Origin of the sequence: Acinetobacter sp. YH01021 (assembly GCF_013420255.1) — a bacterium.
Classification (GTDB): domain Bacteria; phylum Pseudomonadota; class Gammaproteobacteria; order Pseudomonadales; family Moraxellaceae; genus Acinetobacter.
Genome location: NZ_VOYO01000006.1, coordinates 142,956 through 161,310 on the forward strand (window position 1 = coordinate 142,956; position 18,355 = coordinate 161,310).

Consider the following 18,355-nt stretch of genomic DNA (forward strand, 5'->3'; position numbering starts at 1 on the left):
AAAAGAATATTTTAAAGGTTCAGTATGAATACGCGCCATTTTAGTCAACTTCCAAAACCTTATTTAGCCTATCCAAAAGTGATTCAAGGCTTGATTTTTAAAAAGCCGAAAGCTGAAAAAGTTCTACCGCAAGTTGAATATGTGGTGGATTCATTCAAGGTCGATCAAAAACATTTGAAAGCTTATAATGAAGTCTGCGGCTTTAAAAATAATGGTTATATACCAGCGATTTATCTGACGGTTCTTTCACAAAGCCTGCAAATGCACATGATGACTTCAGAAGCATTTCCATTTCCGATCTTGGGCTTGGTACATATCCGTAACCAAGTGAAGCAATACCGTAAAATCGGCGTCAATGAAACCTTGACCCTATCATGCAAATTTGGTGAATTACAGCCACATGATAAAGGCGTTCAGTTTGATTTCATTACTACAGTCAAAGTGGCAGGTGAGGTCGTAGTTGAAGCATTAACCACTTATCTGTCACGTCAAAAGACCAATGCTAAAGCGGCTGCTAAACCTGCAGAAAGCCAAGCGCCAGAATACAAACTGAATAATGAATGGAGCATCTCGGAGAATACGGGTCGCCGTTATGCCATGACCTCAGGTGACTTTAACCTGATTCATATTCATGCAGTTACAGCGAAAGCCTTTGGCTTTAAACAGGCAATTGCACATGGTATGTGGAGCAAAGCCAAAGCACTGGCGAATCTGTCATTGCCAGATGCTTATGAAGTTGATGTCTGGTTCAAGTTGCCGATGTACTTGCCATCTAAAGTTGAGTTCCTGACGGCACAGGCAGCCAATGATACAGATTTTCTGATACGAAGCAGTAAAAATCAAAAACCACACGTCACCGGCCATATCAAAGCAATTTAAATCTGAATCAAAAGCCTAAACCCGATTTAGGCTTTTTCATTTTAAGGGATCAATATTCTATGGATAGAATGATGCAGCCAATTAAAGATTATCTGTTTGCTGATCAGCATAATTATCAGGGCAATGTCGATGAGCGTTTCAGTGACCTTGCCCGTCAGTTTAGCCGTTTGCAGGATGCACGTACCGAACAGGGTGGTGCCGCACTGGTGGTATATTTTGAGGGACAAAAGGTCGTCGATATTTATACCGGTAAAAAGTCTGTCACTGAAAACTGGCAACCGGATACCATGTCGCTGTGTTATTCCACAGGTAAAGGTGTGCTGGCGACTTTGGCGCATATTCTGGTCAGTCAAGGTTATCTGGATTATGATCGACCGGTTGCAGAATACTGGTCTGAATTTGCACAAAATGGTAAAGAAAATATTACTCTGGCACATATGCTCAGTCATCAAAGTGGCCTGTTTGATATCCGTAATATGATTGATGATGCCACTGAAATGGCCGACTGGTCGCATATGCTGGACCGGATTGCGACAGCAGAACCACGTTTTCAGGTTGCTACAGATGCCGCTTATCAACCGCTGACCTTTGGTTGGCAGGTCGGTGGTGTACTGGAAAAAGCAACAGGTAAAAAACTGGGTGTACTGATGAAGGAATATCTGGTTCAGCCATTACAATTAAATGGCGCCTATTTCAGCGTGCCGACGAATGAGTTAGCTCGGGTGGCCTTACCTATTTTAAAGCCTAAAACAACTAAGTCTCAAACACAAACTGCGAAAAAAACTACACCAAGAAAGCCGAACCTGATGGAGCGAGCCTTGGTCTTTAGCGGGCAGGATCCTCAGGATTTTCAGGATGCCATGATTCCCAAAGGCATGAAGAAATTTAGTTTCTTTAGTGAACAGGGGCTACAAGCGATTATTCCCTCCGCCAATGGTGTCTTTACTGCAGAGAGTCTGGCAAAAATCTATACCATGCTGGCGAATCATGGTGAATGGCAAGGTCAGCAACTGATTTCGCCTGAGGTGTTCCAGCGACTTAGTCAGATGCAATACAAAACACGAGATCGGGTCATGCCTTTACCGATGCACTGGCGTTTGGGTTATCACCGTGTTCTCACTTTAGGAAAAGCCTCTAAAGGTTTTGGTCATATGGGGTTTAATGGCTCTGGTGCCTGGTGCGATCCTGAGCGCGGTTTGAGTTTTGCCTATACGCATAATTTCCCGACAGGTTCATTAACTGGAGATTACCGTCTTTGGGGCCTGACGCAAGAAACCTTGCGCTGTGCGGATGCGGTACTGACCGGTCGCAAAGGCTGGCGCTAAATATCCCTGATTTGGGAGTTTAGCCCTTTAGCTAAATATGTTATTTTGTCGCGCAGTCCATGGCTGTGGTGTGAAGTAATGAAAAAAGTGCTGGTGATTCCTCTGGTCGCAAGCAGTGCGTTGTTCGGATGTCAGGAGCCGAATCAGCCGGTTGCAAAAACGGTGATGGAAGCCAAAGCTCAGATTCCTGCCTGGGTCGGGAGTTATCAGGGCACAACACCATGTATGGGATGTTTTTCAAGTTGTGAAGACTGTCCAGGCATGGCAGTGGCCTTAACTTTAAATGAAGATCAGACCTTTACTTTACAGCGTGAAAGTTTAAGTGGTCATAATGAAATTGAAACAATGAGCGGGCAGATTCGGTTTCAGGATGAATCACAACAAAAGATTGAACTGCTGAATGTCGATACCCGAAATCTGCTTTATGTCGATCTGAAAAAGCATGTTCTGGAAATTCGTGAAGATCAAACAGGCAAACGCTACCAGATGCAAAGTGACTTTATCCTGTTTGAATCCGCCTGATTTTAAAAAAGCATCTGTTTTATATCCCTTTTTCAATGATTTTGATCAAGGAATTTTTATTCTTTATAAACCGGCATTCATTTCACTATTTTATAAAAAAACAGTATGCTTAGACCTGTAAAAAGGAGCATACATGTATCAAGTACTTGCGCGAAAATACCGTCCTCGTAATTTCAATGAATTGGTGGGGCAAAACCATGTATCACGTGCTTTAACCAGCGCGCTCGAACGTGGCCGTTTGCATCATGCCTATTTGTTTACGGGAACGCGTGGTGTCGGAAAAACCACGATTGCACGTATTTTGGCGAAGTGCCTGAACTGTGAAACCGGTATTACTTCGACTCCTTGCGAGGTGTGCCCGACCTGTACCGCAGTCAATGAAGGCCGCTTTATTGATTTAATCGAAATCGATGCGGCATCCCGTACCAAGGTCGAAGATACCCGTGAGCTGCTCGACAATGTGCCTTATGCACCGACTCAAGGTCGCTTTAAGGTTTACCTGATCGATGAAGTGCACATGCTGTCTACGCATTCTTTCAATGCGCTGTTAAAGACGTTGGAAGAACCGCCAGAACATGTCAAATTCTTGTTTGCAACCACCGATCCGCAAAAACTACCGATTACCGTAATTTCTCGCTGTCTGCAATTTACTTTGCGTCCATTGGCAGTCGATGAAATTACTGATCATCTGGGCCATATTCTTAGCAAAGAAAGCATTCAGTCTGATCAGGATGCCATCTGGCAGATTGCTGAATCTGCGCAAGGTTCATTACGTGATGCCTTGTCGTTGACCGATCAGGCGATTGCCTATGGTCAAGGAGCGATTCAGCATCAGGATGTTAAAGACATGCTAGGGCTGATTGACCGTACTATTATTTATGATCTGATTCTGGCGATTCACCAGAACCAGAAAGCGCAGGTTAGTCAGTTATTGCTACAGTTCCGTCAGCAAGCTCTGGATGTGTCACTGGTGCTCGACCAGTTGATTTCGACGTTGCATGAACTGGCCTTATTGCAATATTTACCAGATTTAAGCCTGAAATATAGTGCCGAGATCAATCGAAAGATCATGCAATTATCCGGTCTGATTTCTGCACAAGACCTGCAACTGTATTATCAGATTGCCTGTAAGGGGCGTGCCGATTTACAGCTTGCAGTTACGCAGGAACAAGGTTTTGAGATGACGGTGCTACGTTTATTGGCTTTCCGTCCCTTACAGCCAAGCGAAATTCCGGTGATGCAGGAGACTGCACCGCAACAGGCAGCAACCAGTACAACACGTCTACAACAGCCCGTTCAGACACAACTTCAATCTGAGTCCGTAGAAACACAATCATTTGAAGCGGAGCCTGTATTTGATGATTTTTCTCTGGACGATGAGACAGATGAGGAGATTGATTTCGCATCAGCGTCTGAACCTTCTTCGGATGATTTTTTGGATGAAGACGAGCCAACCAGCATCACTGAGCCTGAATCTGTCCAGCCCGTAGTAATTCAGACCACCATTGAAGAAGTGCAGTCTAGTGATCAAATTATTTTTGATCCAAATGATGACAAAGGCTTATTTGGTTTTGATGAAATCGAGAGTACGCCAGAAGCACCTGCTACCAGCAACAGTTCGGATGATTTCCTGCTTGAAGAGTTTATTCCTGCAGATGCTGTCATCCCTACCGAGCCAGCACAAGACAGTATGCCTGCTGATGAGGAATTTAGTCTGGCTGCACCGGAACTGGAACTGGCACAGGAAATGCTTGCTCAACCTCTGACTGAGGATAAGGCTCCAGTTCAAACCTCGGCACAGGCAATTGCCCCTGACGTTATTGCCCAAGATGTCAATACGCAGAATCTGATGCCACAGGATATTCTGAAAATACCTGAACAAGCCTTGGAAGGTGAGTGGAGCGTAGAAAAATGGGAATACTGGTTCCGTAACAGCCAGCTTTCTCCAGCGGTACAGGAACTGGCGCAGTATGGCGTCATGACTGGCCAGATGAATGGCGAATCCATTTTCCATATTCCTGAACAGTACCAGCAGTTGTTGACCCAGTTGCAACATCATCTGGAAGCTGCTTTGCAACAGCAATGGCCGCAAACCAATTTCCAGGTGAAATTTGAAAATGTGGATCAGTTAACGCCATATACCATGCAGCATCAGCGTAAGGTACGTGCCTTTAAACGTGCCGAAGAATTGTTACATGCTGAACCGGCAGTACGCGATCTGCTACAGCAGTTTGACGGTGAACTGCAAAATATCCAACTGAAATAGGCTGGATTTTAAGTCACAACAAATCGAGATAAGGCATCCCGCATTTCAACTGGAATCGGGGTGCTTTTTCGTGTCTCACGATCGACAAATACATGAACAAAATTGCCTTGCGCAGCGGCTGTATCTGAGTTGCGTTTAAAAATAGCCAGATCATAGCTGAGCGATGAATTTCCCATACTTTCAATGGCCACGCCCACTTCAATAATTTCCGGATAAGACAGTTCCTGATTGAACTGACAGTTGGAGCTGACGACCAGTCCAATCATCGGGGAATATTTAGGATCAAAATCAGCCTCCTGAATCAGTAGAGCATTGGCTGCGGTATCAAAATAACTGTAATAAGTCACATTATTGACATGGCCGTACAGATCATTGTCTGCCCATCGAGTTTGAATGGGCAGGAAAAAAGTATAGTGTTCACGCTGTTTGATCGTAGCTTTCATTATTATTAAATCCTCAGCTATTCAGGCTTAGGTAGAAATTGGTCTAGGCATAGATCGCCTGATAAATCTGAAAAGCATCCTCCACCTTGAGTTCACGCGGATTATTTTGCAACAACCGGCTTTGTTGCATCGCATCTTCTGCCATGACCTGCAGCATATGTTCTGGAACATTCAACTGATTTAGTTTTAGAGTCAAACCGCTTTGCATCAGATGATTATTAAAATGATCAATAAATAGATCGGTCAGGCCATCATGACAACCTTTACTGCGGGGATCCAGCCAGGTCATTAATTCCGCATAGAGCTGTTTAGCCACTGGCGCATTAAACTTTAATACTTCAGTTAGAACCAGTGCATTGCTATGCCCGTGTGACAGGTGAAAATGTCCACCAAGCGGATAAGCCAGCGCATGTACAGCAGCGACCGGTGCATTGGCAAAGGCTTGTCCAGCCAGCATGGAACCAATCAGCATATTTTGACGCGCATCTAAATCATTGCCGTCTTGCAGCACGCGCTGCAGATTGGCATTCAGTAATCTTAAAGCCTGTTTGGCCAGCATATCCGAATAAGGGTTTTTCTTGTGTTTTGAGGTATAAGCTTCAATGGCATGCACCATGGCATCAATGCCGGTGGCGGCAGTGATCTGTGCCGGAAGATTTTGGGTAAAGGTTGCATCCAGAATGGCAATATCTGCATAGAGAATGGGCGCGACAATGCCAGTTTTGGTCGTTTCACCTGTGGTGACAATCGAAATCGGCGTCACTTCCGAACCTGTTCCAGCGGTGGTCGGTACCAGAATTAAAGCTAAACGCGGTCCGGTAGCATTATCAACGCCATACAGATCGGACAGTGTCTGATGCTGCTCGGGATGCGCCAAAATTGCAATGAGTTTGGCCACATCCATCGAGCTGCCACCACCAAAGCCCAGCACCACATCAATATTTTCCTGTTTTGCAAAAGCCGCCGCTTCAAGCACCACTGTATCGGGCGGATCGGCCTGAACATCCGAGTAAATCACGTACTCTAGCCCGGCAGATTCAATAATATCAAGAAGCGGCAGATGTAATTGCTGCTTCAGCATCCCCGGGTCAGTCACTAGCAGAAGACGTTGATAACGGCCATTTTTTAGAATTTTAAATAATTCCTGAATCGTGCCTAGTCCGGCAATGATATTGGGGACGGTTTGAAACTGAAAACGATTCATGGCGATATCCTTGATTTTTTTATTGCAAATACGAGATTATTCTATGGTTGTAAGATAGGAATCAGTATATAAATAACTTAACATAAGAATCCTTAAAATAAAGTAGCTCTGAGGTTGTTTATGTCATCCAGAACGCCATACAAGGTGTTATGTGTTTGTTTGGGAAATATTTGCCGCTCTCCCACGGCAGAAGTTGTACTCAGACATTATTGTGATGAACAGCAACTGAATATTGTGGTCGATTCTGCCGGAACCAGTAATTATCATCCGGGCAAGGCACCGGACTTGCGTAGCCAGCAGCATGCGCTGAAACGTGGCTATGACCTTTCAGCACTTCGCGCACGTCAACTTATTCCGCATGATTTTATTGATTATGATCTGATTCTGGCGATGGATCTGGAGAATTTATCCAATATCCAGAACATACAGCGTCTGGCAGAAACTCAGTTTGGTCATGTACGTGCACGTGTGGCATTGATGAGTGAACATGATCAGACCTATCCGAAACAGGCCTTACCGGATCCCTATTATGGCGAAGCAGATGGCTTTGAGCGGGTGCTTGATCAATGTGAATCCAGCAGCCGGGCATGGATTGAGATTTTTAAACAGAATTTACACAAGGTTTAAGCGATGCAGATTCAAACCCAGGTTCAACTTAAACCTTTTAATACTTTAAATTTAGAAGCGATTGCTTCGCACTATGCTCAGATTCAATCCACCGCTGATCTGCTAACTGCACTGGATTTTGCGGAACAGCAGCAACTCAATGTGCTGATCCTGTCAGGCGGCAGTAATATGTTGTTGCCGGAGCAGATTGATGCACTGGTGCTGCATATGGATATTCAAGGCATTGAAATGCTGGATGCTGATGATCAGTCGCAACGTTTACGTGTAGGCGGCGGACAAGGCTGGCATGACTTTGTGCTCTGGACCACGGCACAAAGTTTATATGGCCTACAGAATCTAGCTTTAATTCCGGGTCGGGTCGGTGCATCGCCAGTACAGAATATTGGCGCTTATGGCGTTGAAGTCGGCGAGTTTATCGATTCCGTCGAGGTCTATGACCGTCAGCTGAAACAATTTGCCTCGATTCAGGCAGCAGACTGTCAATTTGCCTACCGGCATAGTATTTTTAAAGATGATCCCAACCGTTATGTGATTACCCATGTGACTTTTAGATTACTTAAACAGCCAGATTTGAAACTGAATTATGGTGATCTGAAGACTGCGGTTGGTGATCAGCTCACAGCAGAAAACCTGCAGCAACAGGTCATTCAGATTCGTCAGAGTAAATTGCCTGATCCGCAAGAATTTCCCAACGTGGGTAGCTTCTTTAAAAATCCAGTGGTTGATCAGGCGGTCTTTGACCAAATTGCTGTATCTTTCCCGAATTTACCCCATTACCAACAAGCCAATGCTCAAGTTAAACTAGCAGCGGGCTGGCTGATTGATCAGGCGGGCTGGAAGGGTAAACAGTTGGGGCCTGTCGGCATGTTTCACAAACAGGCATTGGTCTTGGTGAATTATGGTCAAGCCTCTCTCACCGATGTTCGTAAAACGTATCGTGGGGTACAGCAATCAGTTTGGGAAAAATTTAGTCTGATGCTGGAACCTGAACCTGTATTGTTCGATAAAAATGGCTTGATTCGTTCTCATCAGGAAGAGGAATAACATGAAAAACACCCATTGGATGGTACGTTTGCTACAAATTGTCACTGGACTATTTGTACTATGCGGCTGTCTACTGGTGTTGGTTTATACGCCTTTTTACTCAAAAATGATCGTCAAGGGCTTAAACCAGTTTGTCTCCTTAGAGCTAAATGAAGTCGCGGCCCAAAGCCAGAAAATGGCAGCATTAAGCGAGCATGAAAATCTAGAACCTGGATCTGATTTGTGGATAGCCCGTCAGGCATATTTAAAGGTCATGGAACAGGATATCCAGCAAAATAACTCGGCCAACCTGATGCTGATTCAGGCACGTTATAAAGCGCTGCAGCAAGTAATTGAAGAATATCAACGCGAACAGCAAGATCAAAAAGCAGAGCAAAGTCCACCTGCTCAGGTGCCCTTATTGTCCTCACAGGAAGATGCAGAACCAGCCGATCCGACAGCAAATGTCCGGGAATTGTTGGAGTGGGACAGTAGTAAAAACAAGGAACGTATTGAGCAATATATGGAGTTTCTGACGACGCATCCACTTGAGCAGGGTGAAGCCAGTTCGGTACAGGAAACCGATGGAGAGGAAATCCAGCAGGACTTGGCTTTACTACAAGAGCAACAGCAGGCTAAACCGGCGAATAGCTCTCAGCCTTATGCCATTGTGGTATTGGGTGGTGGCTTAACCCTAGATGACCAAGGCAAAGAGATCATCGTCAATAACTATACGCGACTACGTCTGGAAACCACGCTGGCAGTAGAGAAACATTACCAGTTACCGATTGTTCTGAGTGGGGTCGAAGCACCGTATATGCAGCGCTGGTTAAAAAATCATGGTGTCGATGCCAAATTACTGGAAGATCGCAGCATGAACACCTGTGAAAATACCCGTTTCAGTTCATTATTATTACAAAAGAAAGGTGGAGCGCCTACAGTGATTCTGATTACGGATCGTTATCATATGCCGCGTACCCGCCGTTTATTTGCGTTAAATGGCATACAAACCATTCCGGTAGAAGCGCCGATGCCAACGTCATTGACACGATGGCGTCCAAGTGCACAAAATTATGATCACAGTCGTCGTGCCAATTATGAAATGTTGGCGACCATGCGCGATATGTGGTTTGGATCCAGTGACTGTCGGGAGGTGCCATAATGTCTGATATCCCATTTTTAAATCCTACCATTCTGAAACAGCTGGATTTACCCATTCCGAGTCGGGATGTTACGCCTCAACTCTTGCCACCTTTAAACCTGAATCGTAGTGATGAACCGCCGATTGAGCTGCAGTCCTATCGCAAGCTTTATGGTTTTGATTTACTGGTTTGTAAACACTGGCAGGGCTATGTACAGATGCCTTTATTCAGGTTACATGTACAGGTGTTTGAGCCAAATCTGGAAAATACCCGCTTTGATAAGATTCAGGGAACTGCTTTTTTGCTGCATGGTTATCTGGAACATAGCGGCATTTATCAGCCCATTGTCAAAGAGCTTTTGGAACAGGGTTTTAGCGTATTGACCTATGACTTGCCGGGACATGGTCTCAGTGATGGTTCACCTGCTAGCATTCAGAATTTTGATCATTATCAGCAGGTCTTGCATGCAGTACATCGCTATGTACAGCACGCTTCACAATTACCGAAACCTTGGGTTGGCATCGGCCAGAGTACCGGTGGTGCGATCTGGATGCACCATTTACTGGAATTTGCAGAACGTCGTGAAAATCCTTTTGTCGAGCGGGTCTTGCTATTATCACCATTGATTCGTCCCGCCAAAACTGCTTGGTGGCATAATTCGGTCGGGCTTGGCATTATTAGCCGAATCAAACGTGAAGTTCCCCGGCATTTTAGACGCAATAACCATAATCCGGAGTTTCTGCGTTTTATCCGGCTTAAAGATCCATTACAACCGCGAATGATGGGCATGGACTGGATTCTGGCGATGTCACGCTGGATGCTGGAAATGGAAGCGCGTCCGGCTTGTCGTATTCCAGTCTGGCTGGCACAGGGTGCACAGGATCAGACTGTTGATTGGCGTTATAATATCGAATTTATCCGGCGTAAATTCCGGCTCCAGACTTTACTGATGCTGGAAGAAGGTTCGCATCAGTTAATCAATGAGCGTGCTGATATTCGTGCTGCACTCACGGGTTTGATTCCTGCCTTTTTACATGCACATGGCAGCAAAACTTATTATTGATAGATTGAAAATTGGATATTTAAAAAGGCATTTGAATTAAACGCCTTTTTTGATTTTAAATGCATCAAATTAAAATTTTTCTAATTGGGCCAAATTCCACATCCGGAAGTAGAAGTTCTCCTCATCTTTATTTTCACAGGACAATAATTCGCCTTCTTTCAGCCAGAAATGAATCTGCGCAAAGTTCTTTATTTCGTGATTATTCACGCGTTGTGCCAGATGATGCGCCTTAATAGCGGAAGGGTGTTTGAGACCTGCGGAAGCTATTAGTTCAGACAGGGCATGTAAGGTGTTTTTATGAAAATGAAACACCCGTTCGGCCTTGGTCGGCACATGTAAGGCTTTCTGGCGATCTTTGTCTTGGGTGGTGACTCCGACAGGGCATTGATTGGTATGACAACTTTGTGCCTGAATACAGCCCACTGCAAACATAAAACCACGGGCAGAGTTCACCCAATCCGCACCAATGGCAAGCGTGCTGGCAATATCGAATGCACTAATTATTTTACCACTTGCACCAATTTTGATCTTATCTCTCAAACCTGCACCAACAAGGGTGTTGTGTACAAACAGTAAACCTTCTCTTAAAGGCGCACCGACATAGTCAATTAATTCAATGGGTGCAGCACCGGTTCCACCTTCAGAACCATCAACCACAATAAAATCTGGGTAAATCTGAGTATGTAACATGGCTTTGACCATGCTCATAAACTGCCACGGTTGACCCAAGCACAGCTTAAATCCGACCGGTTTTCCGCTGGAAAGTTCACGTAATTTTTGTATGAAATGCATCATTTCAATCGGTGTGTTAAATGCCGGATGACTAGAAGGTGAAACACAATCATGATCACGGCTGATGCCTCGAATTTGGGCAATTTCTTCCGAAATTTTACTTTTAGGTAAAATACCGCCGTGGCCAGGTTTTGCGCCTTGCGAAAGCTTGATTTCAATCATTTTTACCTGGGGTAATTTGGCTTGTGCAGCAAAACGTTCCGGATCGAATTGTCCATCTAAAGTACGGCAGCCAAAATAACCACTGCCAATTTCCCAGACCAGATCACCGTCATATTCCAGATGGTAGGGACTGATACTGCCTTCGCCTGTATCATGGAAAAAATCACCTTTTTTAGCGCCGAGATTAAGGGCTCGTATCGCATTGGCACTCATGCTGCCAAAGCTCATGGCTGAAATATTTAAAATAGAAGCTGAAAAGGGCTGGGTACATTGCTCATTTCCAATCAGGATACGAAAAGTCTGTGGATCGGCAACTTTGCAGGGCGTGATGGAATGACTAACAAAGCGGTAATTATCTTCATAGACATTCAGAATCGAGCCGAAAGGTTTATCAGAATTTTCATTTTTCGCCCGCTGATACACCAGACTGCGCTGCATACGGGAAAAGGGCAGCGCATCGCGGTCGGCTTCAATAAAATACTGACGAATCTCGGGACGAAATTCCTCAAAGATAAAGCGGAAATGTCCCATGATGGGATAATTTTTCAGAATGGAATGCTTGTTTTGCAGTACATCATACAAACCCAGCAAACTCAGCAGAATGCTCAGGATCCACAGGGTATTCACCAACGTTTGCGGCATAAAATAATAGATATAACGCGGAGAATAACCGATATGAAATGTAGTAAAAATTACTGCAATCAGAATGCAGGCAAACCAGACCGAATGGCGGGAAAAGAAAGTATTGAGCAGCTTGTGACGTACTAATTGAGCAGGGTTAGCCATTGTAAAATTAAGTCCCTATTTCTACTTCTATTAAGGCTTTATGATGTGCAAAGCGAGGTATCTTATACAAGCAGAGAATTGTTATTCGATTTTATAAACTTGCCAGAAATACTATTAAGCCAGGCAATGAATCAGCAGCGATTACAGATAAATTTTGCGGAAAAAGTCCTATAGAAAAAATCTGCAAAAGACATGCATTCTATTTATTTCACAAGTAAGGCGGATGACTTTATAGTCGGTTTAGTCACTACATAGGAGTCTTAAACCATGACCAAAAAATCCATTCGCTTTAATGATGCTGAGCTGGCTTGCTCATGTCTCAGTCATTTTTAAATATTGATGTTTCATTCAAGCTGCATTTCGGGGTGTCAAAGAAAAGCAGATTGGCACAGCGGCAGATCACCACAACAAGAACAAAAATATAAGCATAATTCTCCAGTCCCCAATTTGGGGATTTTTTTATTCTGGAATACCTAAAAGAATCTGGATGAAGCCTGTGTAGTTAAGGGTTTTCCTCATCCAGTTGAGCGACTGCATTGGCCACAATACTCGGTTCAATATGTTTAATCTTTTTACCAAAGCTACGCAGCCACCAGACCAGTTGAGAGGTAAATGGCACGGTAGCAGTGATCAGCGACATGCCATCTTCCATTTTTTCAATTTTCTGGTCTTTACTGAGCTGGCTTTCCTCAAAGTAATGCGCATCCGACTCTGACATGCTGAGTTTAAGCGTGACATTTTCGGTGGGATGGTTGAAGTCCACCCGGAAGCCCAGTGCACCAGAATCAATATAATCATCAATATCGAAATTGACCGGATGCAAGGCACGTGAATTCAGCACGACGGCCGATTTAAAGCGGTGCAGTGCAAAGGTCTGGATATCCGATTTGTCATGACGGGTACACACCAGATAAATGATTGACCCTTTTTGTACCAATGCCAGAGGATTGAGAATATAGGTTTTTTCTTCGCTGTTATGACCACGGCCCTGATACACACATTCCAGTTGTTTGTCCTGTAACAGGCCTTCATACACCGCTTGCTGCGCGGCCTTATCTACCACAGGTGGAATCAGCGGTTGGGTGGCCGGAACAATGCGTACGCGGTTAATCCATTGCCGGACATTGTTCTGGGAAGAAAGACTGCGTCGTGCCAGGTCAAACCACGGATTCATTTCCTCGATCAGGCTCGGTGGCAGCAGATGTTTTAAATGTTCTTCGACCATCATGAAAGTGACCGCTTGCGAGCTGGTCATATGCGGCAAACTTTGCAGCGGCGCATCTGAACGCCAACGCCAGCCTTGCGGCGTGGTTTTACTGCTTTCAATTGGAAAGCGTTGCGCAATCTGATTCAGGTCACGCTGAATGGTACGTAGACTGATATCGATGCCTTCGCGATTGAGGATTTCCTCTAATTCACGTGTTCCCATCCATTTGCCGGTAGAAAGACGCGACAAAATTTGCCATTGGCGATACAGACTGTTTGAAGTTTCTTTTTCTTGTGCTGACATAATTTATTTTGCTGGCAATAAAGAAGAGGGGATTTAGGCTTAGCTTAACACAATAAAAAAACTCTCATTTTTTCGCAAGTCCCTCTGTGCAACATTTGTCCTACAATTCTAAAACAACTTGGTCGAAAATAGCATTGAGTTCATTGGGCATTTATTAGATTAATGGTAATTGAAATGCAGATGTCATGGCATGGATATTGCTTTGATTTAATTATAATAGATGATAATACGAGGGTTTGTATGCTTAAAGGAAATCAGGATACAAATGTGATTGAAACAATTGATAAATTTAGTTCCCAGAATATTGGAAAAAATTTTATAGACACTAAAACTACAGCGGTATCTACTACAACAAACCCACAACTTTTACTGCAGCAGTTATCTTCAAAGTTCTTTAATGAAATGCAGGATGAACATGTGCTGTCCAGTCAGGCAGGTCAAAGACTGGAAGAATGGTTATCTCAACATACGCTGGATGAACTCAATGCACTGAATCAGGTAGCAAAAGAACATTTTTTAAATCACGGTATTACCTTTACCGTTTATGGCGATGAAGAAGGCGTAGAACGCACTATTCCCTACGATATCATTCCGCGAGTCATAGACCGGAAACAGTGGAATATGGTGGCTTTAGGCTCGGCACAACGGGTACGGGCGCTAAATTTATTCTTACATGATATTTATCATCAACAGGACATTTTAAAAGCCAATATCATTCCTGAGTTGCAGATTTTAACTCATGAAGCCTATCAGCCGCATATGTATCAACATAGCTTGAAAGGCGGGATTTATAGCCAGATTAGCGGGATCGATGTGATCCGTGATTCCAAGGGCGAGTTTTATGTCTTAGAAGATAATCTCAGAACGCCATCTGGCGTGTCTTATATGCTGGAATGCCGCAAGATCAGTGAAAAACTGATGCCGAAAGTATTCGAGCAGTCCAAGATTGCCGGAATCGAGCAATATCCACAATTATTAAAAGAAATCCTGATCGAAAATGCTTATGTCGATAAGCCATTTGTGGTGGTACTGACCCCAGGACGTTTTAATAGTGCTTACTATGAACATTCTTTCCTTGCAAGAGAGATGGATGTGCCATTGGTAACATCACGTGACCTTTTTGTTGATGACTCGAAGGTTTATGTAAAAACCATACGTGGTCGCCAACGAGTCGATGTTATTTATAGACGGGTCGATGATGCGTTTCTTGATCCCTTATGCTTTAAACCGGATAGCACTTTGGGTGTTGCTGGCTTGATGTCGGCTTATTTGCAAAATAATGTCGTGATTGCCAATGCGCCGGGAACCGGTGTGGCAGATGACAAATCGGTTTATCCATATGTCGACAAAATGATTCGTTTTTATTTGGGCGAGCAGCCAATTCTAAAAAATGTTCCGACTTATCAATGTCGTAATTCTGAAGAATTAGACTATGTCGTGGCTCATCTGGATCAGCTGGTGGTGAAAGAAGCGCAGGGTTCGGGCGGTTATGGCATGCTCATTGGACCACAAGCGTCTAAACAGCAAATTGAAACTTTCAGGGAGAAAATTTTAGCTGCGCCGCATTTATATATTGCGCAGCCCACTTTGGACTTATCGGTTAGTCCGACTTTGACCAATTTTGGTATTGCTGAACGTCATATCGACTTACGCCCATTTGTATTAAGTTCGCCTTATCGTACTGAAATCGTACAGGGTGGCTTGACACGTGTGGCGATGCAACCCGGCTCACTGGTGGTGAATTCATCACAAGGTGGCGGTATCAAAGATACCTGGGTAGTCGACAATTTACATTCATAAGATTCCAAAGAAGGAAAATGTCATGGTTTTGCTGAATAGCAATGCGCAACATATTTTTTGGTTAGGGCGTTATTTATCTCGCACTCATTTTTTATGTGCTCGCTTTCCATTTTTAGAAGACGAAGCGGCAGTGGCATATGCCCATGCTTTCTGTTTACCTGCCTTTGATGCCAGTTCCCTAAATGAGCTAGTACTTGATCCTACGCAAGTGGCGTCTTTTAGCCAACAGTTTAAAGTGGCCAAAGACAATATCCAGGAATTGCGTGGGGTGCTGTCTGCATCAGGCTATGCAGAACTGATGAAACTGATCAAAACTGCAGAAAAAAATGCTGGTTATATCTGTGAAGTGGTGACGGAATGTGAAGATATTCTAGAAGCCGAATCTTCCGATATTTTTCTGTTTTTCAGTTTAGGGCAATGTGTAGAACAGTTGGATCACCAGTTACGCCTAGGTGAAGAAACCAGTACCACATTGTGCAAGATTGATTATGTGGTCAGAATCCTGGTGGAAATGGGCTGGAATGATCTGGAACAGTACTGGGAGCAGTTGCGTACAGAGCCGAACCGGATCCAGTTCTATCAGTTTAGCGACCATATTCATCAACTGTTTGAGGCAGATGTATGAAATTGATGGTGAATCACCAAACGCACTATATGTACACGGCCGAGGTGAGGAACAGTATTCAGTACATTAAAATGATGCCTTCGAGCAATGCGCATCAGCGGGTTCATTCTTGGGATATCAGTGTACCGGGTAATAAAGAAATCCGGAAAGATGCATTTCATAATCTGTGGATGACCTGTAGCCAGCGGGAACCTTATTATTCCCTGACTATCATGGCGCAAGGAATAGTCGAGCTAAATCCTGCGCATCAGAGTGGACTGAATGATTCAATCAATCCCAATCTTTTTCTACAGCCGACCGAATCAACCCAATGTAATGCAGCAATGAAAGACTTTGCACAACGTCATGTTCCTGCATTAACCCGTCAGCATTTGATTGGACTGGCACAGGCCTTGCTGGAGCATGTGCCTTATATTTCAAACAGTACTTCAGTGCAAGGCTCTGCAATAGATGCCTTTGAGTCCAGACAGGGCGTCTGTCAGGACCATAGTCATATTTTTATTGCCATGTGCAAATATCTAGGTTTGCCTGCACGCTATGTTTCTGGTTATTTATATGCACAAAATGCTTCGCATCTGGCCAGTCACGCTTGGGTAGAGGTGTTTGTAGACCAGACATGGTATTGTTTTGATGTCAGTAATCTGTTGTTTACTCCAAGTTCGCATGTTTATGTGGCGATTGGACGGGATTATTGGGATGTGGCGCCGGTACGCGGTGTCAGAGAAAAGGGCGGTGTGGAATCCATGCATTCCATCGTTCAAGTGCTAGGATGTTAATAAGGACGAATGAATGACGTATTGTTGTGCACTACGTTTAGAGCAAGGTATGCTTTTTATCAGTGATACCCGAACCAATGCCGGAGTAGATCACATTTCTGTATTTCGAAAGTTGTATACCTTTGGTATTCCCGGGGAACGTATGATCGTCATACAGGCATCCGGAAATCTGGCAACAACACAAGCAGTAATTGGGCATATCAAAAATCAGCTCGAACTGAAGCAGGAACCCAATATCTTGAGTCTGCACACCATGTTTGATGTCGCTGAGCTGGTGGGTAGTATGCTGAAGAAAGTGATTGCGAATGTTACGAGCGATATTTCGGAACAAAGCAATTATTATTGCAATCTGCTGGTCGGTGGACAACTTAAAGATCAGGATATGCAGCTTTATCATGTCTATCCGCAAGGGAACTTTATCTGTGCCACACGCGATACGCCGTATTTTCAGATTGGCGAAAGTAAATATGGCAAGCCGATCCTGGATCGTGCGCTGACTTATGATATGCCGCTGGATGAAGCTTTGCGCTGTTCCCTGATTTCATTTGCATCGACCCTACGTTCCAATGTATCGGTTGGTATGCCCCTCGATGTGCTGGTCTATAAAAAAGACAGTCTGATCATGCCAAGAGGCAAGCGTATTGCCGAAGATGATGAGTATTTCACGTCAATCAGCCGGCAATGGTCAGAGACCTTGAAAAAAGGATTGGCGGAACTTCCGGTTCCCTCTAATGAGTATTTCTTATAATAAACCTATCCGGGTTCAGGTTTTTCGCGTACAGTGTTAACTTCTATGCAGTTCAGCATAATAAAAATAGAGAAGTTAGCGCATGTACCAATTTTGTTACGCCAGTAAAAGTACTTCTCCCAAACCTGACTTACTTGAAGATTTGGCGAATATCCTGAAAGAAGCTCGTGATTTTAATTATCAGCATCAAGTGACAGGTGTACTGTATTTCGCAGATGGTCATTTTTTTCAATGTCTCGAAGGGGAATGTGCCACTTTAAAAAGTCTGCTGGTGGAGCGACTGAATAAAGATCCTCGCCATCAGGATATTAAATTATTTGAGACCAAGGAAATTGAATATCCGAGTTTCCCAGATTGGTCGATGAAATATATTTCTAAACGCAGTCAAATCCAGCAATTCTGTCGGGAAATGGGATTTGATGAGTTTAATCCTTTTGACTTTCAGCAAAGTCATGTCGATGCCTTATTAATGCAATTATGCATAGAGCAGGGCGAAGAACAAAAGTCAGCCTAAAGAAAAAGCCCAACCTATGTTGTAATGCCAGTCAGTTAAGAAATTGACTGGCATTTTCTTGGATATTTTTGTGCTTTAATTTTCACTACTCGCGGACATTGCCTTTGCCTTTTTTCAGGTAATACAAATATTTTAGATTGTTCAAATA

Annotated in this window: 16 protein-coding genes and 1 pseudogene; 13 read left to right on the top strand and 4 right to left on the bottom strand. The window is 44.0% G+C overall.

Annotated features, from left to right (window positions below; translation table 11 throughout):
* Nucleotides 1-24: 24 nt before the first annotated feature.
* From FTT86_RS06970 to dnaX, 4 genes are all read left to right on the top strand, one after another.
* Nucleotides 25-879: a MaoC/PaaZ C-terminal domain-containing protein gene (locus FTT86_RS06970; protein ID WP_180086903.1), complete on the top strand. Its 855-nt coding sequence runs from the start codon at nucleotides 25-27 to the stop codon at nucleotides 877-879.
* A 59-nt stretch (nucleotides 880-938) separates the two neighbouring features.
* Nucleotides 939-2,204, top strand: a complete 1,266-nt coding sequence (locus FTT86_RS06975) for a serine hydrolase (RefSeq protein WP_180086902.1) — start codon at nucleotides 939-941, stop codon at nucleotides 2,202-2,204.
* Nucleotides 2,205-2,282: 78 nt separating this feature from the next.
* Nucleotides 2,283-2,726, top strand: coding sequence for a copper resistance protein NlpE N-terminal domain-containing protein (locus FTT86_RS06980; RefSeq protein WP_180086901.1), 444 nt, complete (start codon nucleotides 2,283-2,285; stop codon nucleotides 2,724-2,726).
* 133 nt (nucleotides 2,727-2,859) lie between these two features.
* On the top strand, nucleotides 2,860-4,992 hold the full coding sequence (gene dnaX, locus FTT86_RS06985) for a DNA polymerase III subunit gamma/tau (RefSeq protein ID WP_180180895.1): 2,133 nt from the start codon (nucleotides 2,860-2,862) through the stop codon (nucleotides 4,990-4,992).
* A gap of 8 nt (nucleotides 4,993-5,000) precedes the next feature.
* Here dnaX and FTT86_RS06990 read toward each other — a convergent pair whose 3' ends face one another.
* On the bottom strand, nucleotides 5,001-5,435 hold the full coding sequence (locus FTT86_RS06990; protein WP_081401206.1) for a thioesterase family protein: 435 nt from the start codon (nucleotides 5,433-5,435) through the stop codon (nucleotides 5,001-5,003).
* 43 nt (nucleotides 5,436-5,478) lie between these two features.
* Nucleotides 5,479-6,639 (bottom strand): iron-containing alcohol dehydrogenase, encoded by a 1,161-nt coding sequence (locus tag FTT86_RS06995; protein ID WP_180180896.1) that lies wholly within the window; start codon nucleotides 6,637-6,639, stop codon nucleotides 5,479-5,481.
* Nucleotides 6,640-6,759: 120 nt separating this feature from the next.
* Between FTT86_RS06995 and FTT86_RS07000 the strand changes: the two genes are divergently transcribed.
* Genes FTT86_RS07000 through FTT86_RS07015 form a run of 4 tightly spaced genes read left to right on the top strand, consistent with a single transcriptional unit; the run spans nucleotide 6,760 to nucleotide 10,494 of the window.
* Complete coding sequence (locus FTT86_RS07000) at nucleotides 6,760-7,266, top strand: low molecular weight protein-tyrosine-phosphatase (RefSeq protein WP_180180897.1); 507 nt, start codon at nucleotides 6,760-6,762, stop codon at nucleotides 7,264-7,266.
* A 3-nt stretch (nucleotides 7,267-7,269) separates the two neighbouring features.
* The gene (gene murB, locus FTT86_RS07005; protein WP_005252175.1) at nucleotides 7,270-8,310 is read left to right on the top strand and encodes a UDP-N-acetylmuramate dehydrogenase; all 1,041 of its coding nucleotides are present in this window, start codon (nucleotides 7,270-7,272) and stop codon (nucleotides 8,308-8,310) included.
* A gap of 1 nt (nucleotide 8,311) precedes the next feature.
* Nucleotides 8,312-9,451, top strand: a complete 1,140-nt coding sequence (locus FTT86_RS07010; RefSeq protein ID WP_005252173.1) for a YdcF family protein — start codon at nucleotides 8,312-8,314, stop codon at nucleotides 9,449-9,451.
* Nucleotides 9,451-10,494 carry an alpha/beta hydrolase gene (locus tag FTT86_RS07015; RefSeq protein WP_005252171.1) on the top strand — a complete coding sequence of 348 codons (1,044 nt, stop codon included), beginning with the start codon at nucleotides 9,451-9,453 and terminating at the stop codon, nucleotides 10,492-10,494. Before FTT86_RS07010 ends, FTT86_RS07015 begins: the two co-directional genes overlap by 1 nt.
* A 69-nt stretch (nucleotides 10,495-10,563) precedes the next feature.
* On the opposite strand, the gene FTT86_RS07020 is transcribed toward FTT86_RS07015, so the two are convergent.
* Together FTT86_RS07020 and FTT86_RS07025 are read right to left on the bottom strand one after the other, a co-directional pair.
* Entirely contained in the window at nucleotides 10,564-12,234 is a 1,671-nt protein-coding gene (locus tag FTT86_RS07020; RefSeq protein ID WP_005252169.1) for an FMN-binding glutamate synthase family protein, read from the bottom strand.
* Nucleotides 12,235-12,736: 502 nt separating this feature from the next.
* Nucleotides 12,737-13,744, bottom strand: a complete 1,008-nt coding sequence (locus FTT86_RS07025) for a YafY family protein (protein WP_005252167.1) — start codon at nucleotides 13,742-13,744, stop codon at nucleotides 12,737-12,739.
* Nucleotides 13,745-14,098: 354 nt separating this feature from the next.
* Here FTT86_RS07025 and FTT86_RS07030 point away from each other — a divergent pair.
* The 5 genes and pseudogenes from FTT86_RS07030 to FTT86_RS07050 all read left to right on the top strand — a co-directional run.
* Nucleotides 14,099-15,544: pseudogene (locus FTT86_RS07030) on the top strand (circularly permuted type 2 ATP-grasp protein); the annotation flags it as partial.
* 22 nt (nucleotides 15,545-15,566) lie between these two features.
* Nucleotides 15,567-16,169 (top strand): alpha-E domain-containing protein, encoded by a 603-nt coding sequence (locus tag FTT86_RS07035; protein WP_180037374.1) that lies wholly within the window; start codon nucleotides 15,567-15,569, stop codon nucleotides 16,167-16,169.
* Nucleotides 16,166-16,945 carry a transglutaminase family protein gene (locus FTT86_RS07040; RefSeq protein WP_005252164.1) on the top strand — a complete coding sequence of 260 codons (780 nt, stop codon included), beginning with the start codon at nucleotides 16,166-16,168 and terminating at the stop codon, nucleotides 16,943-16,945. The genes FTT86_RS07035 and FTT86_RS07040 overlap by 4 nt, the downstream gene beginning before the upstream one ends.
* 13 nt (nucleotides 16,946-16,958) lie before the next feature.
* A complete protein-coding gene (locus FTT86_RS07045) occupies nucleotides 16,959-17,693 on the top strand; it encodes a proteasome-type protease (protein WP_004278798.1) in 735 nt (244 codons plus the stop codon).
* 82 nt (nucleotides 17,694-17,775) lie between these two features.
* On the top strand, nucleotides 17,776-18,207 hold the full coding sequence (locus FTT86_RS07050; RefSeq protein ID WP_005252160.1) for a BLUF domain-containing protein: 432 nt from the start codon (nucleotides 17,776-17,778) through the stop codon (nucleotides 18,205-18,207).
* The last annotated feature ends 148 nt before the right edge of the window (nucleotides 18,208-18,355 follow it).